Origin of the sequence: Deinococcus sp. LM3, assembly GCF_002017875.1 — a bacterium.
In the GTDB taxonomy this organism is placed as follows: domain Bacteria; phylum Deinococcota; class Deinococci; order Deinococcales; family Deinococcaceae; genus Deinococcus.
On record NZ_MUFV01000001.1, the window covers coordinates 2,701,987 to 2,721,263 of the forward strand.

19 protein-coding genes are annotated in these 19,277 nt (G+C 71.1%); 7 read left to right on the forward strand and 12 right to left on the reverse strand.

Going from position 1 to position 19,277, the window contains the following annotated elements; genetic code table 11:
- The first annotated feature begins 64 nt into the window (after positions 1 to 64).
- The 4 genes from BXU09_RS12735 to pfkA are packed head-to-tail and all read left to right on the forward strand — an operon-like array spanning position 65 to position 2,811.
- Complete coding sequence (locus BXU09_RS12735; RefSeq protein ID WP_078305013.1) at positions 65 to 493, forward strand: hypothetical protein; 429 nt, start codon at positions 65 to 67, stop codon at positions 491 to 493.
- Positions 490 to 786 carry a hypothetical protein gene (locus tag BXU09_RS20960; RefSeq protein WP_168174526.1) on the forward strand — a complete coding sequence of 99 codons (297 nt, stop codon included), beginning with the start codon at positions 490 to 492 and terminating at the stop codon, positions 784 to 786. The genes BXU09_RS12735 and BXU09_RS20960 overlap by 4 nt, the downstream gene beginning before the upstream one ends.
- Positions 779 to 1,777: a 16S rRNA (cytidine(1402)-2'-O)-methyltransferase gene (gene rsmI / locus BXU09_RS12745; protein WP_078303469.1), complete on the forward strand. Its 999-nt coding sequence runs from the start codon at positions 779 to 781 to the stop codon at positions 1,775 to 1,777. Before BXU09_RS20960 ends, rsmI begins: the two co-directional genes overlap by 8 nt.
- Positions 1,774 to 2,811: a 6-phosphofructokinase gene (gene pfkA / locus BXU09_RS12750; protein ID WP_078303473.1), complete on the forward strand. Its 1,038-nt coding sequence runs from the start codon at positions 1,774 to 1,776 to the stop codon at positions 2,809 to 2,811. The genes rsmI and pfkA overlap by 4 nt, the downstream gene beginning before the upstream one ends.
- A 222-nt stretch (positions 2,812 to 3,033) precedes the next feature.
- Here pfkA and BXU09_RS12755 read toward each other — a convergent pair whose 3' ends face one another.
- The 12 genes from BXU09_RS12755 to recF all read right to left on the reverse strand — a co-directional run bounded on the left by BXU09_RS12755 (position 3,034) and on the right by recF (position 16,129).
- Complete coding sequence (locus BXU09_RS12755) at positions 3,034 to 4,200, reverse strand: branched-chain amino acid ABC transporter substrate-binding protein (RefSeq protein ID WP_078303477.1); 1,167 nt, start codon at positions 4,198 to 4,200, stop codon at positions 3,034 to 3,036.
- A gap of 377 nt (positions 4,201 to 4,577) precedes the next feature.
- Positions 4,578 to 5,429: a carbohydrate ABC transporter permease gene (locus BXU09_RS12760; RefSeq protein ID WP_055363418.1), complete on the reverse strand. Its 852-nt coding sequence runs from the start codon at positions 5,427 to 5,429 to the stop codon at positions 4,578 to 4,580.
- 18 nt (positions 5,430 to 5,447) lie between these two features.
- A complete protein-coding gene (locus BXU09_RS12765) occupies positions 5,448 to 6,377 on the reverse strand; it encodes a sugar ABC transporter permease (protein ID WP_055363419.1) in 930 nt (309 codons plus the stop codon).
- A 288-nt stretch (positions 6,378 to 6,665) separates the two neighbouring features.
- On the reverse strand, positions 6,666 to 7,925 hold the full coding sequence (locus BXU09_RS12770; RefSeq protein WP_055363420.1) for an ABC transporter substrate-binding protein: 1,260 nt from the start codon (positions 7,923 to 7,925) through the stop codon (positions 6,666 to 6,668).
- Positions 7,926 to 8,467: 542 nt separating this feature from the next.
- Positions 8,468 to 10,306: an ATP-binding protein gene (locus BXU09_RS12775; RefSeq protein WP_078303481.1), complete on the reverse strand. Its 1,839-nt coding sequence runs from the start codon at positions 10,304 to 10,306 to the stop codon at positions 8,468 to 8,470.
- A 9-nt stretch (positions 10,307 to 10,315) separates the two neighbouring features.
- Complete coding sequence (locus tag BXU09_RS21945; RefSeq protein ID WP_078303485.1) at positions 10,316 to 10,822, reverse strand: DUF3293 domain-containing protein; 507 nt, start codon at positions 10,820 to 10,822, stop codon at positions 10,316 to 10,318.
- A gap of 2 nt (positions 10,823 to 10,824) precedes the next feature.
- Positions 10,825 to 11,196: a hypothetical protein gene (locus tag BXU09_RS12785; RefSeq protein ID WP_144012112.1), complete on the reverse strand. Its 372-nt coding sequence runs from the start codon at positions 11,194 to 11,196 to the stop codon at positions 10,825 to 10,827.
- Positions 11,193 to 12,287 carry a tRNA pseudouridine(13) synthase TruD gene (locus BXU09_RS12790; protein ID WP_078303488.1) on the reverse strand — a complete coding sequence of 365 codons (1,095 nt, stop codon included), beginning with the start codon at positions 12,285 to 12,287 and terminating at the stop codon, positions 11,193 to 11,195. The genes BXU09_RS12785 and BXU09_RS12790 overlap by 4 nt, the downstream gene beginning before the upstream one ends.
- Positions 12,288 to 12,396: 109 nt before the next feature.
- A complete protein-coding gene (locus tag BXU09_RS12795; protein ID WP_144012113.1) occupies positions 12,397 to 13,164 on the reverse strand; it encodes a hypothetical protein in 768 nt (255 codons plus the stop codon).
- 200 nt (positions 13,165 to 13,364) lie between these two features.
- A complete protein-coding gene (locus BXU09_RS12800; protein WP_078303496.1) occupies positions 13,365 to 14,060 on the reverse strand; it encodes a molybdenum cofactor biosynthesis protein B in 696 nt (231 codons plus the stop codon).
- A 96-nt stretch (positions 14,061 to 14,156) separates the two neighbouring features.
- Complete coding sequence (locus BXU09_RS12805; RefSeq protein ID WP_240501232.1) at positions 14,157 to 15,026, reverse strand: DciA family protein; 870 nt, start codon at positions 15,024 to 15,026, stop codon at positions 14,157 to 14,159.
- A complete protein-coding gene (gene recF / locus BXU09_RS12810) occupies positions 15,023 to 16,129 on the reverse strand; it encodes a DNA replication and repair protein RecF (RefSeq protein ID WP_078303503.1) in 1,107 nt (368 codons plus the stop codon). The genes BXU09_RS12805 and recF overlap by 4 nt, the downstream gene beginning before the upstream one ends.
- A 170-nt stretch (positions 16,130 to 16,299) precedes the next feature.
- On the opposite strand from recF, the gene BXU09_RS12815 reads away from it, so the two are divergent.
- The 3 genes from BXU09_RS12815 (at position 16,300) to serA (ending at position 19,091) form a co-directional block, all read left to right on the forward strand.
- Positions 16,300 to 16,749, forward strand: coding sequence for a PaaI family thioesterase (locus BXU09_RS12815; RefSeq protein WP_078303506.1), 450 nt, complete (start codon positions 16,300 to 16,302; stop codon positions 16,747 to 16,749).
- A gap of 2 nt (positions 16,750 to 16,751) precedes the next feature.
- Positions 16,752 to 17,372, forward strand: coding sequence for a leucyl/phenylalanyl-tRNA--protein transferase (gene aat / locus BXU09_RS12820; RefSeq protein ID WP_078303510.1), 621 nt, complete (start codon positions 16,752 to 16,754; stop codon positions 17,370 to 17,372).
- Between the two features lie 99 nt (positions 17,373 to 17,471).
- Positions 17,472 to 19,091 (forward strand): phosphoglycerate dehydrogenase, encoded by a 1,620-nt coding sequence (gene serA / locus BXU09_RS12825; RefSeq protein ID WP_078303514.1) that lies wholly within the window; start codon positions 17,472 to 17,474, stop codon positions 19,089 to 19,091.
- Positions 19,092 to 19,277 lie beyond the last annotated feature (186 nt).

Consider the following 19,277-nt stretch of genomic DNA (forward strand, 5'->3'; position numbering starts at 1 on the left):
CGATCATGAAAGGCCCGACGATCCTGGCAGCCCCCCGGTGGCCGACCGGTCCGGCAGGGACCGCGTGAACTACGCGGCGACCCTGGCGGTCCTGGCGGTCCTGGCGTTCTGCTTTCCGCTGACCGTGCGTGTCGGCTCGGCGGTCGGTGTGCCCGAGGCGGTGTCCGTGTCGGTGCTGGGCGCCGTCCTGACCTTCGGACTGGCGACGTTCCTGGTGCGCTGGCAGGTGAACCGCCACCGTGTCCACCTGGACCGGCTGGCCGCCGCGCGCGCCCAGGTGGCCGCCGACCCGCAGAATCCCCGTTCGTACTTCGTGGCGGGCGAGCACCTGGGCAGCCTGCTGCTGCGCCTGGACCGCCGCCGCGAGGCCGCCGAGGTCATCGACCGGTACGCCCGTCTCGGCGGAGCCCGTGAATCGGAAATCGTTGCGCTGCGTGAAGCGCTGTCCAGCGCCGAGCGCCGTCAGCGCCGCGCCCAGAGGAGGGAAGCATGAAAGCCTACAAGGGCGTCGTGGAAAACGGCGTGGTCGTCGTGATCGGAGGCCGCCTGCCGGAAGGCACGGTCGTGACCGTCACCGTCGGGGAGGGCGAGCTGCTGCGCGCCCGCATCACCAACGTCCTCAAACGCCCGCGCAAGGTCAAGGTGCGCCTGAAACCGAACACCGGACTGGCCGCCACCTTCAGCGAGCAGGCCACCCGCGTGGGTGAGCAGGCCAGCAGCGCCGCCGCCGAACTCGGGCAGGCCGCGCTCGGGTACGGCCGGGGGCCGCGGGTCGCCAATGACTGACCCCCACCCGGATCAGCCCCACCCTGATCAGACGGACACGGATCAGACGGACGCCGACCTGTCCGGCGCGGACGGCACAGACGGGACGCTCACGCTGGACGCCGCCCCCCCGGGCATCCCGGACGGCGCGCGCGTGTGGCTGGTCCCCACCCCGGTCGGGAACCTGGGCGACATCACCCTGCGCGCCCTGGAGGTGCTGCGCGCCGCCGACGCGGTCGCCTGCGAGGACACCCGCCGCACCGGGGCGCTGCTGACGCACCTGGGCATCCGCAAGGCGCTGGTGCGCCTGGACGCGCACACCATGCGCCGCGCGCCGCAGGTCCTCGGGAAGTACCCGCGCCTGGCGTACGTCAGTGACGCCGGCACGCCCGGCATCAGCGACCCCGGCGCGGAACTCGTGCAGGCGGCTGTGGCCGCCGACATTCCCGTCGAGGTGCTGCCGGGCGCCACCGCCTTCGTGCCGGCGCTGGTCCTGTCGGGCCTGCCCGGCGGGCGCTTCACCTTCGAGGGCTTCCTGCCGCGCAGTGGCCGGGAACGCAAGGAGCGCCTGTCGGCCATCGCGGCCCGCTCCGAGACCAGCGTGCTGTACGAGAGCCCCCACCGCCTGCAGGCCACGCTGCTGGACCTGGCGCAGGCCTGCGGGGAGGGCCGGGCCGCGAGCGTGACGCGGGAACTCAGCAAGCGGTTCGAGGAGACGGCGCGCGGCACCCTGAGCGAACTCGCGGCCCATTTCGGCGGCGCGGTGCGCGGCGAGATCGCCGTGGTCGTCGCGGGCCGCAGCGACGCCGAGGTGGCCGCCGAGGCCGCGCAGGTCGATCACCTGGGGCAGGCGCAGGCCTGGGCTGCCCAGGGGCTGGGGGTCAGGGATATACGTGAGCTTCTCGTTTCGCAGGGTTTGCGTAAGAATGACGCATATACCCTGGCGTTACAGGCGACCGGCACCCACGCCGGCCCCCGCCCACCCGCCGCCCCCGAAACGAGGCTCCCATGACCGACCAGAACGCCGCTCCCGTCCCGTCCTCCCTCAACCCGGAACCCGCGCACCCCAACCCGCAGGGCGTCCGGCGCGTCGCCGTCCTGACCAGCGGCGGCGACGCCCCCGGCATGAACGCCGCCATCCGCGCGGTCGTGCGCACCGCCTCCTCGCAGGGCATCGAGGTCGTCGGCGTGCGCCGCGGCTTCTCCGGCCTGCACCGCGGCGAACTGCACCTGCTCGGCCCGCGCGACGTGGCGAACACCATCCAGCGCGGCGGCACCATCCTGCTGACCGCCCGCAGCCACACCTGGCGCACCCCGGAAGGCCGCGCGCGCGGCGCCCAGCACCTGCGCGACTGGAACGTGGACGGCCTGATCGTCATCGGCGGCGACGGCAGCTTCCACGGCGCGCACTACCTGCAGCAGGAGCACGGCATTCCCGTGATCGGCGTGCCCGGCACCATCGACAACGACCTGTACGGCACCGACCACACCATCGGGTACTTCACGGCCGTCGAGACCGCCCTGGACGCCGTGGATAAACTCCGCGACACCGGCGCCAGCCACGAACGCATCTTCGTGATCGAGGTCATGGGCCGCCACGCCGGGCACATCGCCCTGGACGTCGCCGTGGCCGGAGGCGCCGAGGAAGTCTTCATCCCCGAGGACGCCAAGGACGTCAGCTGCGTGCTGGACGTCGTCAAGCAGAGCGTCGCCAAGGGCAAGACCGGCAGCATCATCATCGTGGCGGAAGGCTACCCCGGCGGCGCGCAGGGCGTCGCGGACGCCATCCAGGCCGGCACCGGCATGGAAACCCGCGTGAGCATCCTGGGTCACATCCAGCGCGGCGGCAGCCCCGTCAGCAGCGACCGCGTGCTCGCCAGCCGCCTCGGCGAGGCCGCCGTGTACGCCCTGATGGAAGGCCGCAGCAACGTCATGGTGGGCCGCCAGAACCACGGCATCACCTTCATTCCCCTGAACGACACCTGGGAGAAACGCAAGGACGTCAACCGCGACCTGTACCGCTGCGCCAAGACCCTCAGCGTCTGACCGACGCACACAGAGGATAGAGGCACCGGGGTAACGCCCTCCGGTGCCTCTGCCCTGTACCTCTGAACGCCGGTCGTGCGGCCGCTCATACGGATTCCGTTTGTTTCGCCGACAATCCGGAACTTCACCGGATTGCCGGTTCCACGTCCGGAACCCGTTTCTCTCCTTCTCGCATCCGCTCGGATTGAACGGTCTTTGCAGCCCATTCAATCGGAGTCCGTATCAGCGGGCCGGGGCCTTGACCTTCACGGTGGTGCTCAGGGTGGCCTTCGTGCCATTGAGCTTCATGACGTACAGGTTCGCCTCGCGGCGGTCCCCGACGCTGTTGAAGGCCACGGTGCCGGTCAGCAGGCCGCTGTAGGTGCCCTGGCGCACGGCGCTCTGCACCTGCTCGCGGCTGGGCACGCCGTTCTGGGCGGCCTTCGCGGCGGCCAGGATGCCGCGCAGCGCCACGCGGGCCGCGTCGTAGCCGAACACCGCGAAGCCCTGCGGGGCCATGCCGAAGGTCTTGCGGTACGTCGCCGCGAACGCCCCGGCGCTGGGCAGCGACTCGACCGGCGCGGCGGTCGTCGTGTAGTACACGTCCCGCGCGCCGGGCCCGGCGATCTTGCTCAGTTCGCTGCTGTCCAGGCCGTCGCCGCCCACCACGGGGATCATGACGCCCGCGCCGCGCAGTTGCCGCAGGAACACGCCCACCTGGTTGTACACCCCGCCGAAGTAGATCACGTCGGGTTTCTGGAGTCGGATCTTGGCGATCACGCCGGAGAAGTCCGCCTTCTCCTCGGTGCCCTCGCTGGCCACAACCTTCACGCCGGCCGCCTTCAGGCTGCGTTCCACCTCGCGCGCCAGTCCCTCGCCGTACGCGGTCTTGTCGTTCAGGACGTACACCTTCTTCGCTTTCAGGGTCGAGCGGATGAAGCTGGCCCCCGCCGGTCCCTGCGCGTCGTCGCGCGGCACGATGCGGTTGACGTTCTTCAGGCCGCGGTCCGTGACCTGATTGGCGGTGCTGGCCGAGTTCACGACCGCGACCCGGCTGGCCTGCAACGCGGCGGTGGCGGGGATGGTCACGCCGCTGTTCAGCGCGCCGACCACCGCGAGAATCTGACGGTCCGCGGCGATCTTGCGGGCGGCGGCGGTGCCGGTGGCGGGGTCAGCCTGATCGTCGAAGGCGACGAGTTGCAGTTTCAGGCCCAGTTTCGCGAAGGCGGGCGCGGCCTCGTTCACGGCCAGTTGCGTGCCGTTACGGACCTGCACGCCCAGGCTGCTGAGCGACCCGGACAGCGGGGAGAGCGTGGCGATCTTGATGGTCTTGCCGGCGTTCTGGGCGCTGGCGCCGGACCCCAGCAGCAGGGCGGCGAGGGTGACGGTCATTCGGGTGGTAGCAGACATGTGGGACTCCTCGTGCCGGGGGCCGGAAAACCGGGCCGGTCCAGGGCACGAGGATAGGCGGGGCAGGCGCGTCCGGGGCGGGATGTCCAGCCAGATAGGCCCGCGCGCCCCCCGGGGCGTCTACACAGGTGCGCGGGCTCCGGCCGGCGAGAATGCAGAAAAGACCCGTCCCAGCCGGGCATGGCAGGGACGGGTGTGGGAGGGACGGGCTTGGAACGGGCCGGGAGGAGCGGGGGAGGGTCATACGGACTCCGATTGAATGGGCTGCAAAGCCCGTTCAATCCGAGCGGATGCGAGAAGGAGAGAAACGGGTTCCGGACGTGGAGCTGGCAATCCGGTGAAGTTCCGGATTGTCAGCGAAACAAACGGAACCCGTATCAGCCCTTGACGGCCCCGGCGGTCAGGCCCGAGACGATGTTGCGCTGGAACACCAGCACCAGGATGATCAGCGGCACCGTCACCACGATGCTGGCGGCCATGATCTGTCCCCACGGCTGGTCGAACTGCGTGGCGCCCGAGTAGTTGGCGATCACGACCGGCACCGTGCGGTTGGTGCTCGTGAAGGTCAGCGCGAACAGGTACTCGTTCCAGGCGTTGATGAAGGCCAGCAGGCCGGTCGTGACCAGCGCCGGCATCATGACCGGGAACAGCACCAGGAACAGCGTCTGCAGGGGGCTGGCGCCGTCCACCAGCGCCGCTTCCTCCAGTTCGCCCGGAATGTCGCGCACGAAACTGGTCAGCACCCACACCGTGAACGGAATCGTGAAGATCAGGTACGACAGGATCAGGCCCAGCGGGTTGTTGTACAGCCCCAGGTTGTTGATCAGGGTGTACAGGCCCGAGAGCACGGCGATCTGCGGGAACACGCTGACCGCCAGGATCACGTACATGACGATGGTCTTGCCCTTGAACCGGAAGCGTCCCAGCGCGTACGCCGAGAACGCGCCCAGCAGCAGGCTGATGGCGACCGACCCGACCGCCACGATCAGCGAGTAGATCAGGCCCCGCTGGAAGCCGGGGTTGGCGAACACGTCCGCGTAGTTGCCGAACGTCGTTCTCGCGCCGATGAATTCCAGCGGCGTGAGGAACAGGTCGCCGGGCGAGCGCAGGCTGGTCAGGACCGCCCAGAAGAACGGGGCGAGCAGGTACACGCCGATCACCAGGACCAGCAGGTAGAAGCCGGCGCGTTGCAGGTAGTACAGGGTGGGGTTGGTGTTTTTCAGGTTCATGGGGTCACCTCCTGGGAATCAGTCGAACTTGACGCGGAAGGCGGTGACGTACATCACGACGATCACCATGATGATCACGAACACGGCGACGCTGACGGCGCTGCCCAGTCCCAGCAGCTGGTTGTCGATCAGCGCCTGCCGGGCGTACCCGGTCATGCTGGTGCTGGCGGCGTTCACGTTGCCCAGCATCACGGACATCACGTCGAACACGCGCAGGGCGTCCAGGCTGCGGAACACCAGCGCGACCAGCAGCGCCGGGCGCAGCAGCGGCAGCGTCAGGCGCCAGAACTGCGTCCACTTGCTCGCGCCGTCCATGTCGGCCGCCTCGTACATGTCGCTGGGCAGGCTCTGCAACCCCGCCAGGATCAGCAGGGCCATGAAGGACGTGGTCTTCCAGACGTCCACGGCGATCAGGGCCCAGATGGCGCTGTCGGTGTTCGCCAGCACGGCCTGTCCGCCCAGCAGGCCGCGCCCGATCAGACCGAAGGAGTCGTTGTACAGGTACGCCCACATCTGCGCCGACACGACCGTGGGAATAGCCCAGGGAACCAGCATGGCGGTGCGCAGGAATCCGCGCCCCTTGAAGGCGCTGTTCACGACGAGCGCGATGATCATGCCGAACACGGTTTCCAGGAACACGGACACCACCGTGAACAGCAGGGTGTTCTTCACGGCGCCCCACCACTTGGGGTCCTGCAGGAAGCCCAGGCCGATGCCTTCGGGCGTGGTGAACCAGAAGTTCCCCAGCCCGATGAAGGTCCGCTGGTCCGGGCTGGTCAGGTTCGCCTCGAACAGCGAGAAGTAGATCGTGCGGTACAGCGGGTACCCGGCGACCAGCGCGATGGCGATCAGGGTGGGCAGCAGCAGCCAGATGGCCGTCCGGGCGCGGGCCGCCTCGATGCCCCGTGTCTTGACGGGCGCGGCAGAAACAGGAGTCTTGACGGTCATGGTCGGGTGGCCTCCTTTGGCGCGGAACTCAGAAGCAGGTGGGCAGGGCCGGGAATCAGACTGGACGGGGATGTGCGTGCTGGCAGTGTATGACTCCGCGCGGCGCCCGACGGTTAACCGTCTGCCCATCAACCGGATCCCGGCACGCGAAGGCGGAGGGGAGGCCCAGACTCTGGGCGTCCCCCCCGCTTGGCTCCTCGTACGGTTGTTCGGTATGGTGGTTGTTCGGTGTGGCGGTTGGCGCGGTCTGATCCGGATGTCCAGCTCAGGGCGCGGGGGTGCCGGGGATTACCAGCCGCGCCCCTTGATGCGCGCCAGGTCGGTCGAGAGCTTGGCGACGGCCGCCTGGCCCTTCATCTTGCCGTTCAGCACGTCGCTGACGGCGGTGCTGAAGGCCTGGGAGACTTGGTTGTACTTGCTCTTGGTGGGGCCGGAGGGCCGGGCGACGGCGCTGGTGAACACGTTGTACAGGCTGCCGAAGAAGGGGTTGGCCTTCAGGATGTCCTTGTCCTTGTACAGCGTGGCGATGGTGGGGTTGTAGGTGCCCTCGATGGCGCGGATCTTCTGCTCGGCGGGGCCGGCGAGGTAGCGCACGAGGTCGATGGCGGCGGCCTGGTTCTTGCTGTAGCTGCTCACGCCGAGCTGCCAGCCGCCGAGGGTGGCGGCGTTGCGGCTGCCGCCGCTGGGCAGGGGCGCCACGCCGATCTTGCCCTTGACCTTGGAGTCGTCGCCCTGGCCCAGCGCCCAGGCGTAGGGCCAGTTGCGCATGAAGGCGGCGTTCCCGGCCTGGAAGATGCCGCGCGCTTCTTCCTCGGCGTAGGTGGTGACGCCGGCGGGGCTGATGCTCTTGATCCAGCTGGCGGCGGTGTCCAGCGCCTTGGCGGCCTGGGCGTTGTTGATGGTGATGTTGCCCTTGGCGTCCACGATGGTGCCGCCGCCGAAGCTCACGACCCATTCCAGGGCGTCGCAGGTCAGGCCCTCGTAGTTCTTGCCCTGCCACACGAAGCCGGTGAAGGCCTTGTTGGTCTTCTGCTCGCCGTCCTGGATCTTCTTGGCCATCAGGGCCAGTTCCGTCCAGGTCTTGGGGGGGCTCTTGAAGCCGTACTTCTGGAGCAGGTCGGTGCGGTAGTACATCAGGCCGGCGTCCGTGAACCAGGGCATGGCGACCAGTTTGCCGTTCACGGTGTTCGCGTCGATGATGCCCTTGAAGTGCGCGTTCACCTCTGTGGCCGGCACCTTGCCTTTCAGGTCCACGAAGTGCTGGGCGAGCAGGCCGGGCCACACGACGTCGAGCTGGTACACGTCGATGTCGCTGCTCTTGGCGGCCAGCTGCTGCTGGTACAGGCCCAGGCGGTCGTTGGTCAGGTTGGGGCTCTCGAAGATCTTGACGGTGTTGCCGGTCTTCTTGGCCCAGCGGGCCGCGCCTTCCTTACAGAGCTGAAGTTCCTGACCGACGGCGCCGCAGGCGAGGGTCACGGTGACGGCGCTGGCGTTGCTGCTGGCGGCGATGGCGACGGTCAGGCTCACGAGTGCAATAGCTTTCTTCATGCATCCCCCTTGGTGGGTGCTGGACAGTCCCAGCCCGCTTCCTGGGAAGCGGTTCCACGTGTATTAACTTCAGGTGTACCAAGCGTACATGCCCGGCCCGGCACTGTCAATGGAAACAGTTCCACGGGCGGGCAGGCGGCGGGTGTACCCACTCCTGACGCCACTCCGGAATGGCGGAATCCCTGCTCCCGGCGGCATTCCGGAGTGTTGCGGGGTGCGCCTGGCATTCCTGAAACAGGCAGACCCGCAGGGATTCCAGGCCGAGCGAGTTCCCGAAGAGGGCCGCGGCCGGAACTGAAAGCCGCTGTCACCGCTCACGAAAGCGGCGCCGGCACCCGTCGCGGAATGCCGGCGCCCCTGCCTTATAAAGGGAACGTCTGATACGGGTTCCGTTTGTTTCGTTAACAGATCGGAACACCGCCGATCTGTCAACTCCACGTCCGGAACCCGTTTTGCTCCTACTCGCTCTGCTCGGATTGAACGGCTTTGCAAGCCATTCAATCGGAGTCCGTATGAGGAGTAGCGCCCGGCAGGAGTCCCGTTCAGGCGCGCAGTTCGTACGCCGCGTCGCGGGTGCCGCTGCCCAGTTTGCGCAGCAGGCCGTCCTGCACCAGCCGCCGCAGCGTTCGCCACGCCTGCTGCGTGGTCAGCCCGCAGGCCTCGCGCAGGTCCACGTTCCGCACGCGGCCCCGCTCGCGCGCCAGGGCCAGCGCGATGGCGCGCACCTCGGCGGCGCTGGGGCCGGACTCGTCGCGCGGGGCGCGTGCCGCGCGCTTCGGGCGCCCGGCAGCTTCCGGGGGTGGGGGAGACGTGACCGACGCTGGCCGGGCACCGCTGACGGTGTCTGCCGGTTCCTGATCCGCCAACCCCTGATAGGCCGGTGACGGGGTGGTCGGCGCAACCTCCGGCGCGGGCACAACCGCTTCCGGCGGCGTCTGGACGGCCGGCACGACCCGCTCGCGGCCCAGGGCGCGGCGCACCTCGTCGCTCAGGACATACGCGATGCCGCGCCCCACGCCCGCCTTCACGATCAGGCCGTGATCCTCCATGCCGCGCAGCAGCCTGGGCGTGCGGTCCTCGGGCAGTTGCAGCGCGCGGGCCAGGGCGGCGCGGGTCGCCTCGCCCTCGCGGGCCAGCAGGCTCAGGACGATCAGCACGTCCAGCGACAGCGTCTGCATGTCCTCCTGCTTGCGCGCCACGAACCGCACGAATTCCGCATCGAATCCCGGCGAGTGCAGCGCCAGCGTCACCGAGTCCGGGTACGTGGTGAACTCCGGCGGTTCCTTGCCGTGGCGCAGCATCAGCGAGTACATCTTGTCCACGCCCACCCCGGCCCGCTCGACCAGTCCCAGGCGGGCCAGGACCTCGGCCAGCAGCGGGTTGCGGCGCTTGGGCTGGTGGCGCAGGATGTTCCCCGGCGTGATCCCGCCCGGCAGCCCGCCGGGGTTCATGATCTCCAGCCGGTCCGGGAAGTGATGCACGTGCACCGCGTCCCGCAGGCGGTAATCCCGGTGCGTCAGGGCGTTCAGCAGCGCCTCGCGGTACACCGCCTCGTCCTGATCCCACACCTCGATGCGGAACAGGCCCACCTGCACCGGCGTGAAGCGGTTCCTGGCCTGGATCAGCTCGGCCAGCCGGGTCAGCAGCGCCGGAATGGGCCGCAGCAGGTCCTCCCGGAACTGGAATTCCACGTCCGGCGTGTGGTGATGGTAGAAGCACACCTCGGCCTGCGGCACGTGCGCCCGCAGCGCCGCCGGCGTGCCCGCCAGCAGGATCGCGGCCAGCGTGGGCCGCAGCGCCCCGCCACTGGGGACAAGCAGCCCCAGTTCCTGAAGGAAATCCAGGTCCGGCAGGTTCGAGGCGCTGGCCCGGCGTCCCAGGCCACGCAGCCGCGCGACCTCCGCCGGGTCCAGGTCCGCCAGGGACGCGTCCGGCGGGACGACCGCCGTGAAGTCCTGATCCGCGACCGGTTCGGCCTCGCCCGGCGTGACCGGCACGAGGTGCGCGCCGTCCCAGGCAATGACCGATCCGTCCGGCGCGGCCAGCACGTAGGGTCCCTGCGGCACGAACACCGCCAGCACCCGCGCGCCGCCCGGCAGCCGGTGGTGCTGCACGTTCACGGTCAGGCGGCCGCCCGACAGTTCGAAGATCGCGTGCGTGACCATCAGCGGGTGCAGTTCGCCCGCGTCGCGCACCGTGCCGGGCGGCAGGTCCAGCACGTCCACGCCCACCAGCACCGTCCCGCCGCGCGCGTTCGCCAGCCCCACGGCGTAGCGGGCCAGTTCCTCGGGAGAGACGTTCAGCGGCAGGTGAATGCACGTCGGCCCGGCCGGAGGCAGCACCCCCAGCGGCGAAATGGCGTCAGCAGCGTCCAGCGTCACAATCGGCCACTATACATCGCCCGGCCCGGCCAGGGTTCCCGCCCCCGCACCTTTCCCGGCCGGGCGCAGCCACCAGCGTTCCACGCGCACGCCCCCCACCCCGGACGCCGGCAGCCACACCAGGGCCGCCCGCGCGCCGCTGCCCCACAGGACCGCCGCCTGCCCGAACGCCCCGCCCAGCGCCGCCACGTCCCGCAGCGAGATACCGGTCAGGATCAGGGTCGGTTCCTGCCAGTCGCCGTCCCCGTTCACGCCGCCGTGCCCAGGCCAGCGGGCCGCCGCGACCCGCAGCCGCGCCTGCGCCGCCCGGTTCGCCGCGCGCCCCTGCGCCTGCCCGGCCGGGTTCCACGCGGTCACGACTCCCCAGCGGGACGCCGCCCAGGCCGGTGTGAAGGCGGGTATCCGCTCGGCGCCCAGCGTCACGGGCTGCGCCGCCGTGCCGTACCGGGACGCCAGGAACGCCGCGCGCAGCCGGGCATCGGGCCGCGCCGCATCGGGCCGGGCGGGGCCGGCCATGTTCAGGGGGCGACGGTGGCGCTCAGGTTCACGATCTGCGCGTTGCGGTACCGCAGCACCAGACTGACCTTCTGCCCGGCCCGGAACGTGCCGCCCAGCACGATGCGGTACCCGGTCGAGGTGTTCAGGGTCAGCGTTCCGGGCACCGGCACGGCCGGCACCACCTGACAGCTCGGCGCGCAGCGCATCAGGCGCGCGCGGCCCACGCTGCTCCAGACGCCCGTCAGTTCGTCCGCCTTGGGAACGGTCAGCGTGCCGGTCAGCAGCGCCCCCCCCTGCGTGGGCCTGAGGGTCAGGGTCCGCGAGGTCGCGGCCTGCGCCGGCAGGGTCAGCAGCAGGGCCGCCGCCCCGCAGATCATTCGCAGTCGTTTCACTCGGTGTCCTCCAGCGCCCCGGCGTCGTCTGACCCGTCGCCGGGCATGTCCGGAGCGTCCACGTCGGTCTTCATGATCTCGCGCAGCACGCTCGTCGCGAAACTGCCGCGCGGCAGCGTGAAGGCGGCCGTGAACCCGTCGTCTTCCGGGGTCACGCTCACGTCCTCCGGGAACACCCGCGTCAGGCGGCGGTCCCCCTTGCGGGACGAGAACATCCCGGCCGACAGGCCCAGCGCGGCCAGCGCCTCCTGCTCCAGCTCTCCGGCGTCCAGGGTCAGGGGCTTGACCTTCTTGCCGAACAGCGTGCCGGTCGCGCTGACCTCGCCCCGCACCGCGCGCGGCGTCTCCTGCGCGGCGTCCTCGACCTGAAACACGCCGCCCGTGTCGTGCTTCTTGGCCATGTCCCCGGCCAGCAGGCCGTCGAACACGCCGCGTTCCAGACGCAGGTTCACGAACCCGTTGAACACCACGCTCTGCAGCGCCGTCGTCAGGAACCGCCGCACGCGCGGGTCCCGCACCCGCGACTCGCCCCGCACGACCCGCAGGCCCTCCTCGGCGTTCAGGCCACCCAGTCCGAAGCGCTGCGGCCCGAAGTAGTTCGGCACGCCCCGCGCCGCGAGGCCCTCCAGCGTCTGCCGGGCCGCGTCCGCCTGACCCGCCGCGCCGCGCACCCGCACCACGAACCGGTTGGCCCGCAGGTGCCCCATGCCCAGCTTGTTCATGTGCCGGGTCACCTGCAACACCCGCACGCCGTCCAGCGCGAAGGTCGGCAGGCGGCCCTCGACCTTGCCCGGCAGGCTGATCCACTGCGTGGTCACGGCGTGCCGGTCCTTCAGGCCAGCCACGCCGATGTCCCGATCCCGCACGCCGATCTGCCCGCCCAGTTCCCTCAGGACGTGCGCGGTCGTGTGCCCGGTCTTCTCGAACTGCACGAACAGGTGCTCGCCCTCACCGGACGGCAGGTACAGAGGAACTTCCTCCACACGGAAATCGCCGGGTTCCTGGCGGAGGACTCCGCCGGTTCCCGGCCCTTCTGTCAGGGCGCGCAGCGCCGACCAGTCAAACACCAGACTCACGATGTCGCTCACCATACCCCGAGTTGGGCGCACTGGAGTGAAAAAACCTGCAAAAGCATGAACGGTCCTTTATCCGGAGCGCGAACGGTGCCCCGTCCGACCGGCTGCCGGAACGGCCCGCCCGTCAGTTCAGGACGCGGCTCTCGGCGCGCGCCGGGGGCGTCCAGTCGGCGCGGAACAGGTGCGCCTCGTCGGCCCGCAGCGGCGCGTACCAGACCCGCACCCCACTGTCCTGCGCCGTGACGGGCAGCAGCGCCTCCTGCCCGGAGCGCAGTTCCAGCAGCGGCGTCCCGCCCGGCCCGCGCACCCGGTACCACGCGTTCAGACCCGCCGGGGACCACCCCGCCAGCCGCAGCGCCCGCCCGGACACGTTCTTCAGGTACGCGCCCTGCTCGGTCACGGTGACGCTCAGGTCCGGCCACTCGGGCGTGACCGTGCGGTTCCAGCGCACCTGGAAGCCCAGCGGCGCGCGCCGGTGCAGCGGCGGAATCAGCAGCGCCCCCAGCAGCCCCGCCCCGCCCGCCAGCAGGGACGCGGCGCCCAGCGGCAGCAGCGCCGCCTGCTCGGCCGCCGGTGCGCCGGGCAGGGCGGTCAGCAGCCCGGCCCCCAGCACCACGCCCACCAGCGGCCACCCGGCCTGCGCCCAGCGGCCCGGCAGGTCCGCCGGGGCCGGCGTGAACGCAGCGGGCGCGAACTCCGAGAGCAGCAGCAGCGCCGCGCCCACCCCGAACAGCGCCGGCAGTTCCAGCAGCGCCGCCAGCAGCAGCAGCGCCAGCCCCGGCACCGCCCACCACGCCTGCGCGGGCCGCAGCGACAGCCGCGCCGCGCGTCCCACCCGCGCCAGCCAGTACACGGCGATCAGGGTCAGGGCCAGCAGCAGCGGCCCGCTCACAGGCCACCCGTCCGTATCATACGGACTCCGATTGAATGGGCTGCAAAGACCGTTCAATCCGAGCGGATGCGAGTGGGAGAAAAACGGGTTCCGGACGTGGAGCTGGCAACCCGGCGATGTTCCGGGTTGTCGGCGAAACAAACGGAATCCGTATCAGGCCCACCACGGACACCCACCCTGGCCGGTCAGGGCCGGTCGGATCACTGCGGCCCCTTGCGGTGACGGCCCAGACCCGCCGCGACCCCCCCGCCTGCGCCGGGCTGCGGTGTGGGCAGCGGCGTCGGCGCCTCCAGGGCGGGCGGCGCGGGCGGCGCGTTCAGGACGCCCGGCTGCCCGTGCCGCGTGACCTCGAAGGCCAGGTGCCCGATCTCGTCACGCAGGATGCCTTCCCAGGCGGTCTTCACGGCGTTCAGGCTGCCGGGCATGGCGAACACCACCGCGCCGCGCACCAGCCCGCCCACCGCGCGCGACAGCATGGCCGCCCCGCCCACCTGCTGGTACGACAGCATCCGGAACAGCTCCCCGAAGCCCGGAATGGGTTTGGTGATCAGGGACTCCACGACCGGCACCGTCACGTCCCGCCCCGTGATCCCGGTCCCGCCGCTCGACAGCACCACCGTCGCCTCACGCGCGAAGGCCACCAGCGCCGAACGGATGTCCACCGCGTCGTCCCGCACCACCCGGTACGCGACCACCTCGTGCCCCCCGGCGCGCAGTTCGCTCAGCAGGTACTGTCCGCTGGTGTCGGTCTCCGGGGTGCGCGTGTCGCTGACCGTGAGCACCGCCACCCGCACGGACTGCGCGCCCGCCGCGCGGTGCGCGTCACTGGACGCCGCCCCGCCCGGCGTCGGCGAGGGCTCGGAGGAGGGGGGCGCAGCTTTACTCAGGTCGGTCATGCCGTCACGATACCCCGCTCCCGGCGCGTGAATGAGGGCCGATTCACGCATCCACCCGGTCGGGGGCGCGGGTGACCCACGGCCGCCGGGACGCGCTCAGCGCCCGGCGTTCAGGACGCTGCGGGCACTGTCCGGCAGCACCGAGCGGTCGGAGGGCCGCAGCTGCGCCCGCGTGCGCCCCAGCGTGAGCGCCATGAACACGTCCGCCTGTTGCGCCAGGAACTCGCGGTAGCCGTCCTCGTGGCCGCTGCGCACGCATTCCAGGGCCAGCAGGTCCAGCTGCCCCTCGAGCTGCCGCAGCGCCAGGAAGCGCGCCGCGCCCGCCCCGCTGTCCCCCAGCGTCCCGCCCAGGTCCGGCAGTTTCTCCGGCCAGCGTTGCAGCAGCCGGGCGGCGCGGCGCACGTTCGGGTCCTCCAGGGTCAGGGCGCAGGCCCGGCACGGCTGCTCGCGGCTGGCCTCGCCGCACACCGGGCAGGGCCGCCAGCCCTGCTCCTCCCGCCAGCGCCGCGCCCGCGTGATCGCCTCGGCCGCCCGCAGCGCCGCGCCCCGCAGGTCCGGACTGCGTTCGCTCTGCACGCCCTCGACCAGCTGCCGCGCCCGCGCGCGGTCCGGGGCAGGCAGCGGCGCGGGCGGGGGCGCCGTGACCGGCTCGCGCACCGACCCCACACTGAACCGGATCTCGCTGATCGGCTGGTCGGGCATCAGGGCGTTCAGGGCCTTCAGGAAATGGTGACGCTGCATGCTCAGGTGGTGCGCGGTGGCGCTGTCACGGACCTCCACGAACAGCGTGCCGCCCTGCTGCGTGCGCGGCCGGGTCAGGCGCGCGATCTCCGGGCCGACCGCCTGCGGCCACAGCAGGATGGCGCGCGCCCGCTCGATTCCCCGCGCGATGCGGGCCGTGCCCAGCGTGGCGCCCATCAACTCCCCGATGGCGCGCGGTCCGCTCAGGCGGCGCCCCCGTGTCACGCGCCGACCCCGGCCACGGCGGGCAGGTCGGCCGGTTCCGGCTCGGGCGGTTCCCCGTCCGGCCCGGCGTCCGGCGTGAACCGGCCGGACTGCGCCCGCAACGTCAGCGCCGCGCCGGGGGCACGTTCGGTGCCGGTCACGATGGCCTGCGGCACGCTGGCCGCCAGTTCCAGCAGGAACGACCGGCGCACCGGGTCCAGTTCCGCCGAGAAATCGTCGATCAGCAGCACCGGTCGCTCTCCGAACCGTTCGGCCAGCAGCTCCAGTTCTGCGCGGCGCAGCGCCAGGGCCACCGTGCGCCCCTCGCCGCGACTGGCGTACTCGCTGGCCGGGAACCCTCCCAGGGTCAGCAGCAGGTCGTCGCGGTGCGGGCCGGTCACGGTGCTGCCCCGCGCGAGTTCCTCGGCGCGCCGGGCCGCGAGGTCCTGCGCGTACGATTCGGGCGCCGTGGATTCGGTCAGGGTGAGCGTCAGGGGTTTGCGGCTGCCCAGCGCGGCGTTCGCCTCGGCCGCCAGTTCGTTCAGGCGCACCAGCGCGCGGCGGCGGAACAGCATGATCTCGCTGCCCAGGCGCACCAGCGACTCGTCCCACACATGCATGGCCCATTCCTCGCCGCCGCGCAGGGCCGCGTTCCGCTGCGACACCGTGCGGTCATACCGGGTCAGCTGCTCGGCGTAGCGGGCGCTCAGGCGCGACAGCAGCGAATCCAGGAACGCGCGCCGTCCGGACGGCGACCCGAACACCAGCTCGCTGTCCTCCGGGCGGATCCACACGGCGCTGCCGCGCGGCAGGTCCCCGGTCCGCACGCGCACGCCGTCCAGTTTCAGTTGCCGCCGCCCGCGTCCCAGCCCGACCTCCTGCACGCTCAGGCTGCCGCCGCTTTCCAGGTCGGCACGCACGTACGCCTCGGTCTCACCCTGCTGCACCAGCTGTTCCAGGCGGGACACGTCGGTCAGGCCGGTCAGCGCCAGGTACGCCGCTTCCAGCAGGTTCGTCTTGCCGGCCCCGTTCTCGCCGAACACGCCGGTCACGCCCGCCGGAAACGCCAGGGTGAATGGCGCGAGGTTCCGGTAGTTCAGGGTGGACAGCGAGTCGAGACGCACTCCTGCATTCTAGAGCGCCGCCGCCCACTCACAGGGACAGGGGTCACAGGGTCAGGAGTCACAGGGCCAGGGAGCACAGGGCCAGGGCCGGGTGGGGGAGCCAGCCGCGAGAGGGCCAGCCGGGACACTGTCAGCCGGGACACTCTGGCCCGCACGGTACGCTGGAGGCCATGAGCGCCCCCACCTCCACCGACCTGCCCACCCCGGAAGCCCTGACCGCCTTCGGCGCCGGACACCTGCCGGGCCTGATCGGCATCCGGTTCACGCACGCCGAACCGGGCCTGCTGCGCAGCGAACTGACCGTCCGCCCCGAACTGCTCGCCCCGAACGGCTTCCTGCACGCCGCGAGCGTCGTCGCGCTGGCCGACACGACCTGCGGCTACGGCACGCGCATGCTGCTGCCGGCGGACGCCAGCGGCTTCACCACCATCGAACTCAAGAGCAACCACCTCGGCACCGCCCGCGAGGGCACCGTCACCTGCGAAGCCCGCAAGGTCCACGCCGGCCGCACCACCCAGGTCTGGGACGCCGAGGTGACCGGCCCGGACGGCCGCCTGATGGCCCTGTTCCGCTGCACGCAGGCGGTCCTGTACCCGAAACCCACCCCGGCCGGAGGCTGACCTTGCCGCCCGCCCGCACCTTCCTGAACCACCCGGACCCCCTGACCCGCGAGGTCGCCCGCCACTACGCCTCGGGCGCGTTCCTGATGGACAACGGCGACGGCCTGATGTGGTACTCCGTCGAGAACCGCGCCGTCGTGCCGCTCACGGAACGCGGCGGCCTGCACGTCGCCCGCCGCCTGCGCCGCGACCTGAAGCACTTCGAGCCGCGCGTGGACACCGCCTTCGCGCAGGTGATCGCCGGCTGCCGGGGCGAACTGCCGGGCAGCCCCCCCCGCGACGGCGAGTGGATCAGCGACGAACTCGCGGACCTGTACCTGCACCTGCACGCGCAGGGACTGGCGCACTCCTTCGAGGTCTGGCGCGGCGGCGAACTGGCGGGTGGCGTGCTGGGCCTCGCGCTGGGCGGCGCGTTCATCGCCGAGAGCAAATTCCACCGCGTCACGAACGCCAGCAAGGCCGCCCTGATCCACCTCGCCGCGCACCTGCACGCCCGCGGGTTCACGCTGCTGGACGCCCAGATCCAGAACCCGCACCTGGAAACGCTGGGTGTGCGCGAGATCGACAGCGACACCTACGGCGAACTGCTCGGCGCGGCCCTGCCGCTGGACGTCAGACTGTAGGGAGAGTCTGTAGGGAGGGAGTCTGTGCGGCAGCGGCCCGGCGCCCTTCCCCCTAGCCAAATCCTGCCCCTCCCCGCTCCGGGCGCTTACCCTCTGTGCATGACCGCACCCGCGCCCACCCCCGAACAGGCCGCCCTTCTGCGCGTCCTGATCTGCGACGAGATGAACCCCGGCAACCTGAACCACCCCGGGTTCCAGATCGACTACCAGGGCAACATGGACCGCGCCGAGACGCTGCGCCGCCTGCCCGAGTACGACGCCCTGATCACCCGCAGCCGCACCAAGGTCGACCGGGAACTGATCGACGCGGCCGGCCCCCGCCTGAAAGTCATCGGGCGCGGCGGCGTTGGCGTGGACAACATCGACCTCGACTACGCCAGCCTGCGCGGCCTGCTGGTCCTGAACGCCCCCGAGAGCAACAACGTCTCGGCCGCCGAACTGGCCGTCATGCACCTCATGGCCGCCGCGCGCGGCCTGACCCGCAGCGACCGCCTGACCCGCGCCGGCGAGTGGGACCGCAAGTACCTGGGCCTGGAACTCAAGGACAGGACCCTGGGCATCGTCGGCCTGGGCCGCATCGGCTCAATCGTCGCCGACCGCGCCCAGGGGCTGCGCATGAACGTCGTCGCCTTCGACCCCTACGTGCCGGACAGCAAGTTCGAGCGGCTGGGCGTCACGCGCGCCGCCACCCTGGACGACCTGCTGGCTCAGGTGGACGCCATCACCGTCCACACCCCCCTGACCGACGAGACGCGCGGCATGATCGGCGCCGGGCAACTGGCCCGCCTGCGCCAGGGCGCGATCGCCGTGAACGCCGCGCGCGGCGGCATCATCGACGAACAGGCCCTGGTGGACGCCCTGCACAGCGGCCACCTGTTCGCCGCCGGCGTGGACGTGTTCGTGGACGAACCCCCCACCCCCGATCACATCTTCCTGCACGCCCCCAACCTGGGCATCACCGCGCACCTGGGCGCCAACACCGTCGAGGCGCAGGAACGCGTGGGCGCCGAGATCGTCTCCCGCGTCCTCGACGCCCTGCACGGCGACGTCAGCAAGGGCGCCGTGAACGCCCCCGCCCTGGACGCCAAGACCATGGAAGCCCTCGGCGGCTACCTGACACTCGGCGAGAAGCTGGGCCGCATCCTGTCGCAACTGCTGCCCGGCGCGCACGACGTGGAAGTCACCTTCCGCGGCGAGTTCCCCGCCGACCCCGCCCCGGTCGTCACCAGCGTCCTGGTGGGCTACCTGAGCGGCAGCACCGACGAGACGCCGAACATGATCAACGCCCGCGCCCTGGCCCGCGAACGCGGCGTGAACATCGCCATCCGCGAGGAAGGCGACAGCCCCGACTACCAGACCGAGGTCATCGTGAAGGTCACGGGCGGCGGCGACGGCCAGAAGGAACGCACCCGCACCGTCGGCGGCACCGTCTTCGGCCGCAGCCCCCGCCTGACCCGCCTGCGCGACTTCCGCGTGGAACTCGAACCCGACGGCTACATCCTGATCGCCAGCAACCAGGACAAGCCCGGCGCGGTCGCCAAACTCAGCACCCTGCTCGGCAGCTGGGGCGTGAACATCGCCGGCATGGCCCTCGGACGCGCCGAGAAGGGTGGACAGGCGCTGTTCACCCTGACCCTCGACGACGCCCTGACGCCGGGGCAACTCGCGCAGGTCCGTGAACTCGACGTGATCGACAGCGCGTACCTCGTCCGGGCGTAACCCCCACCCCTGCCGCCCGCCCTTTCACCGGGCGGGCGGCATCCGGCATTCACGGGTTCATACGGACTGCCGTTTGTTTCGCCGACAATCCGGAACTTCACCGGATTGCCGGCTCCACGTCCGGAACCCGTTTTGCTCCCACTCGCTTCGCTCGGATTGAATGGGCTGCAAAGCCCATTCAATCCG

Excerpts from the sequence above, each read along its gene's own strand:
- BXU09_RS12800 (WP_078303496.1), bottom strand. The coding sequence starts at position 14,060 with ATGACCGACCTGAGTAAAGCTGCGCCCCCCTCCTCCGAGCCCTCGCCG.
- BXU09_RS12760 (WP_055363418.1), bottom strand. The coding sequence starts at position 5,429 with ATGAACCTGAAAAACACCAACCCCACCCTGTACTACCTGCAACGCGCC.
- BXU09_RS12770 (WP_055363420.1), bottom strand. The coding sequence starts at position 7,925 with ATGAAGAAAGCTATTGCACTCGTGAGCCTGACCGTCGCCATCGCCGCC.
- serA (WP_078303514.1), top strand. The coding sequence starts at position 17,472 with ATGACCGCACCCGCGCCCACCCCCGAACAGGCCGCCCTTCTGCGCGTC.
- BXU09_RS12765 (WP_055363419.1), bottom strand. The coding sequence starts at position 6,377 with ATGACCGTCAAGACTCCTGTTTCTGCCGCGCCCGTCAAGACACGGGGC.
- BXU09_RS12790 (WP_078303488.1), bottom strand. The coding sequence starts at position 12,287 with ATGGTGAGCGACATCGTGAGTCTGGTGTTTGACTGGTCGGCGCTGCGC.
- rsmI (WP_078303469.1), top strand. The coding sequence starts at position 779 with ATGACTGACCCCCACCCGGATCAGCCCCACCCTGATCAGACGGACACG.
- BXU09_RS12755 (WP_078303477.1), bottom strand. The coding sequence starts at position 4,200 with ATGTCTGCTACCACCCGAATGACCGTCACCCTCGCCGCCCTGCTGCTG.
- BXU09_RS21945 (WP_078303485.1), bottom strand. The coding sequence starts at position 10,822 with ATGGCCGGCCCCGCCCGGCCCGATGCGGCGCGGCCCGATGCCCGGCTG.
- pfkA (WP_078303473.1), top strand. The coding sequence starts at position 1,774 with ATGACCGACCAGAACGCCGCTCCCGTCCCGTCCTCCCTCAACCCGGAA.
- BXU09_RS12815 (WP_078303506.1), top strand. The coding sequence starts at position 16,300 with ATGAGCGCCCCCACCTCCACCGACCTGCCCACCCCGGAAGCCCTGACC.
- BXU09_RS20960 (WP_168174526.1), top strand. The coding sequence starts at position 490 with ATGAAAGCCTACAAGGGCGTCGTGGAAAACGGCGTGGTCGTCGTGATC.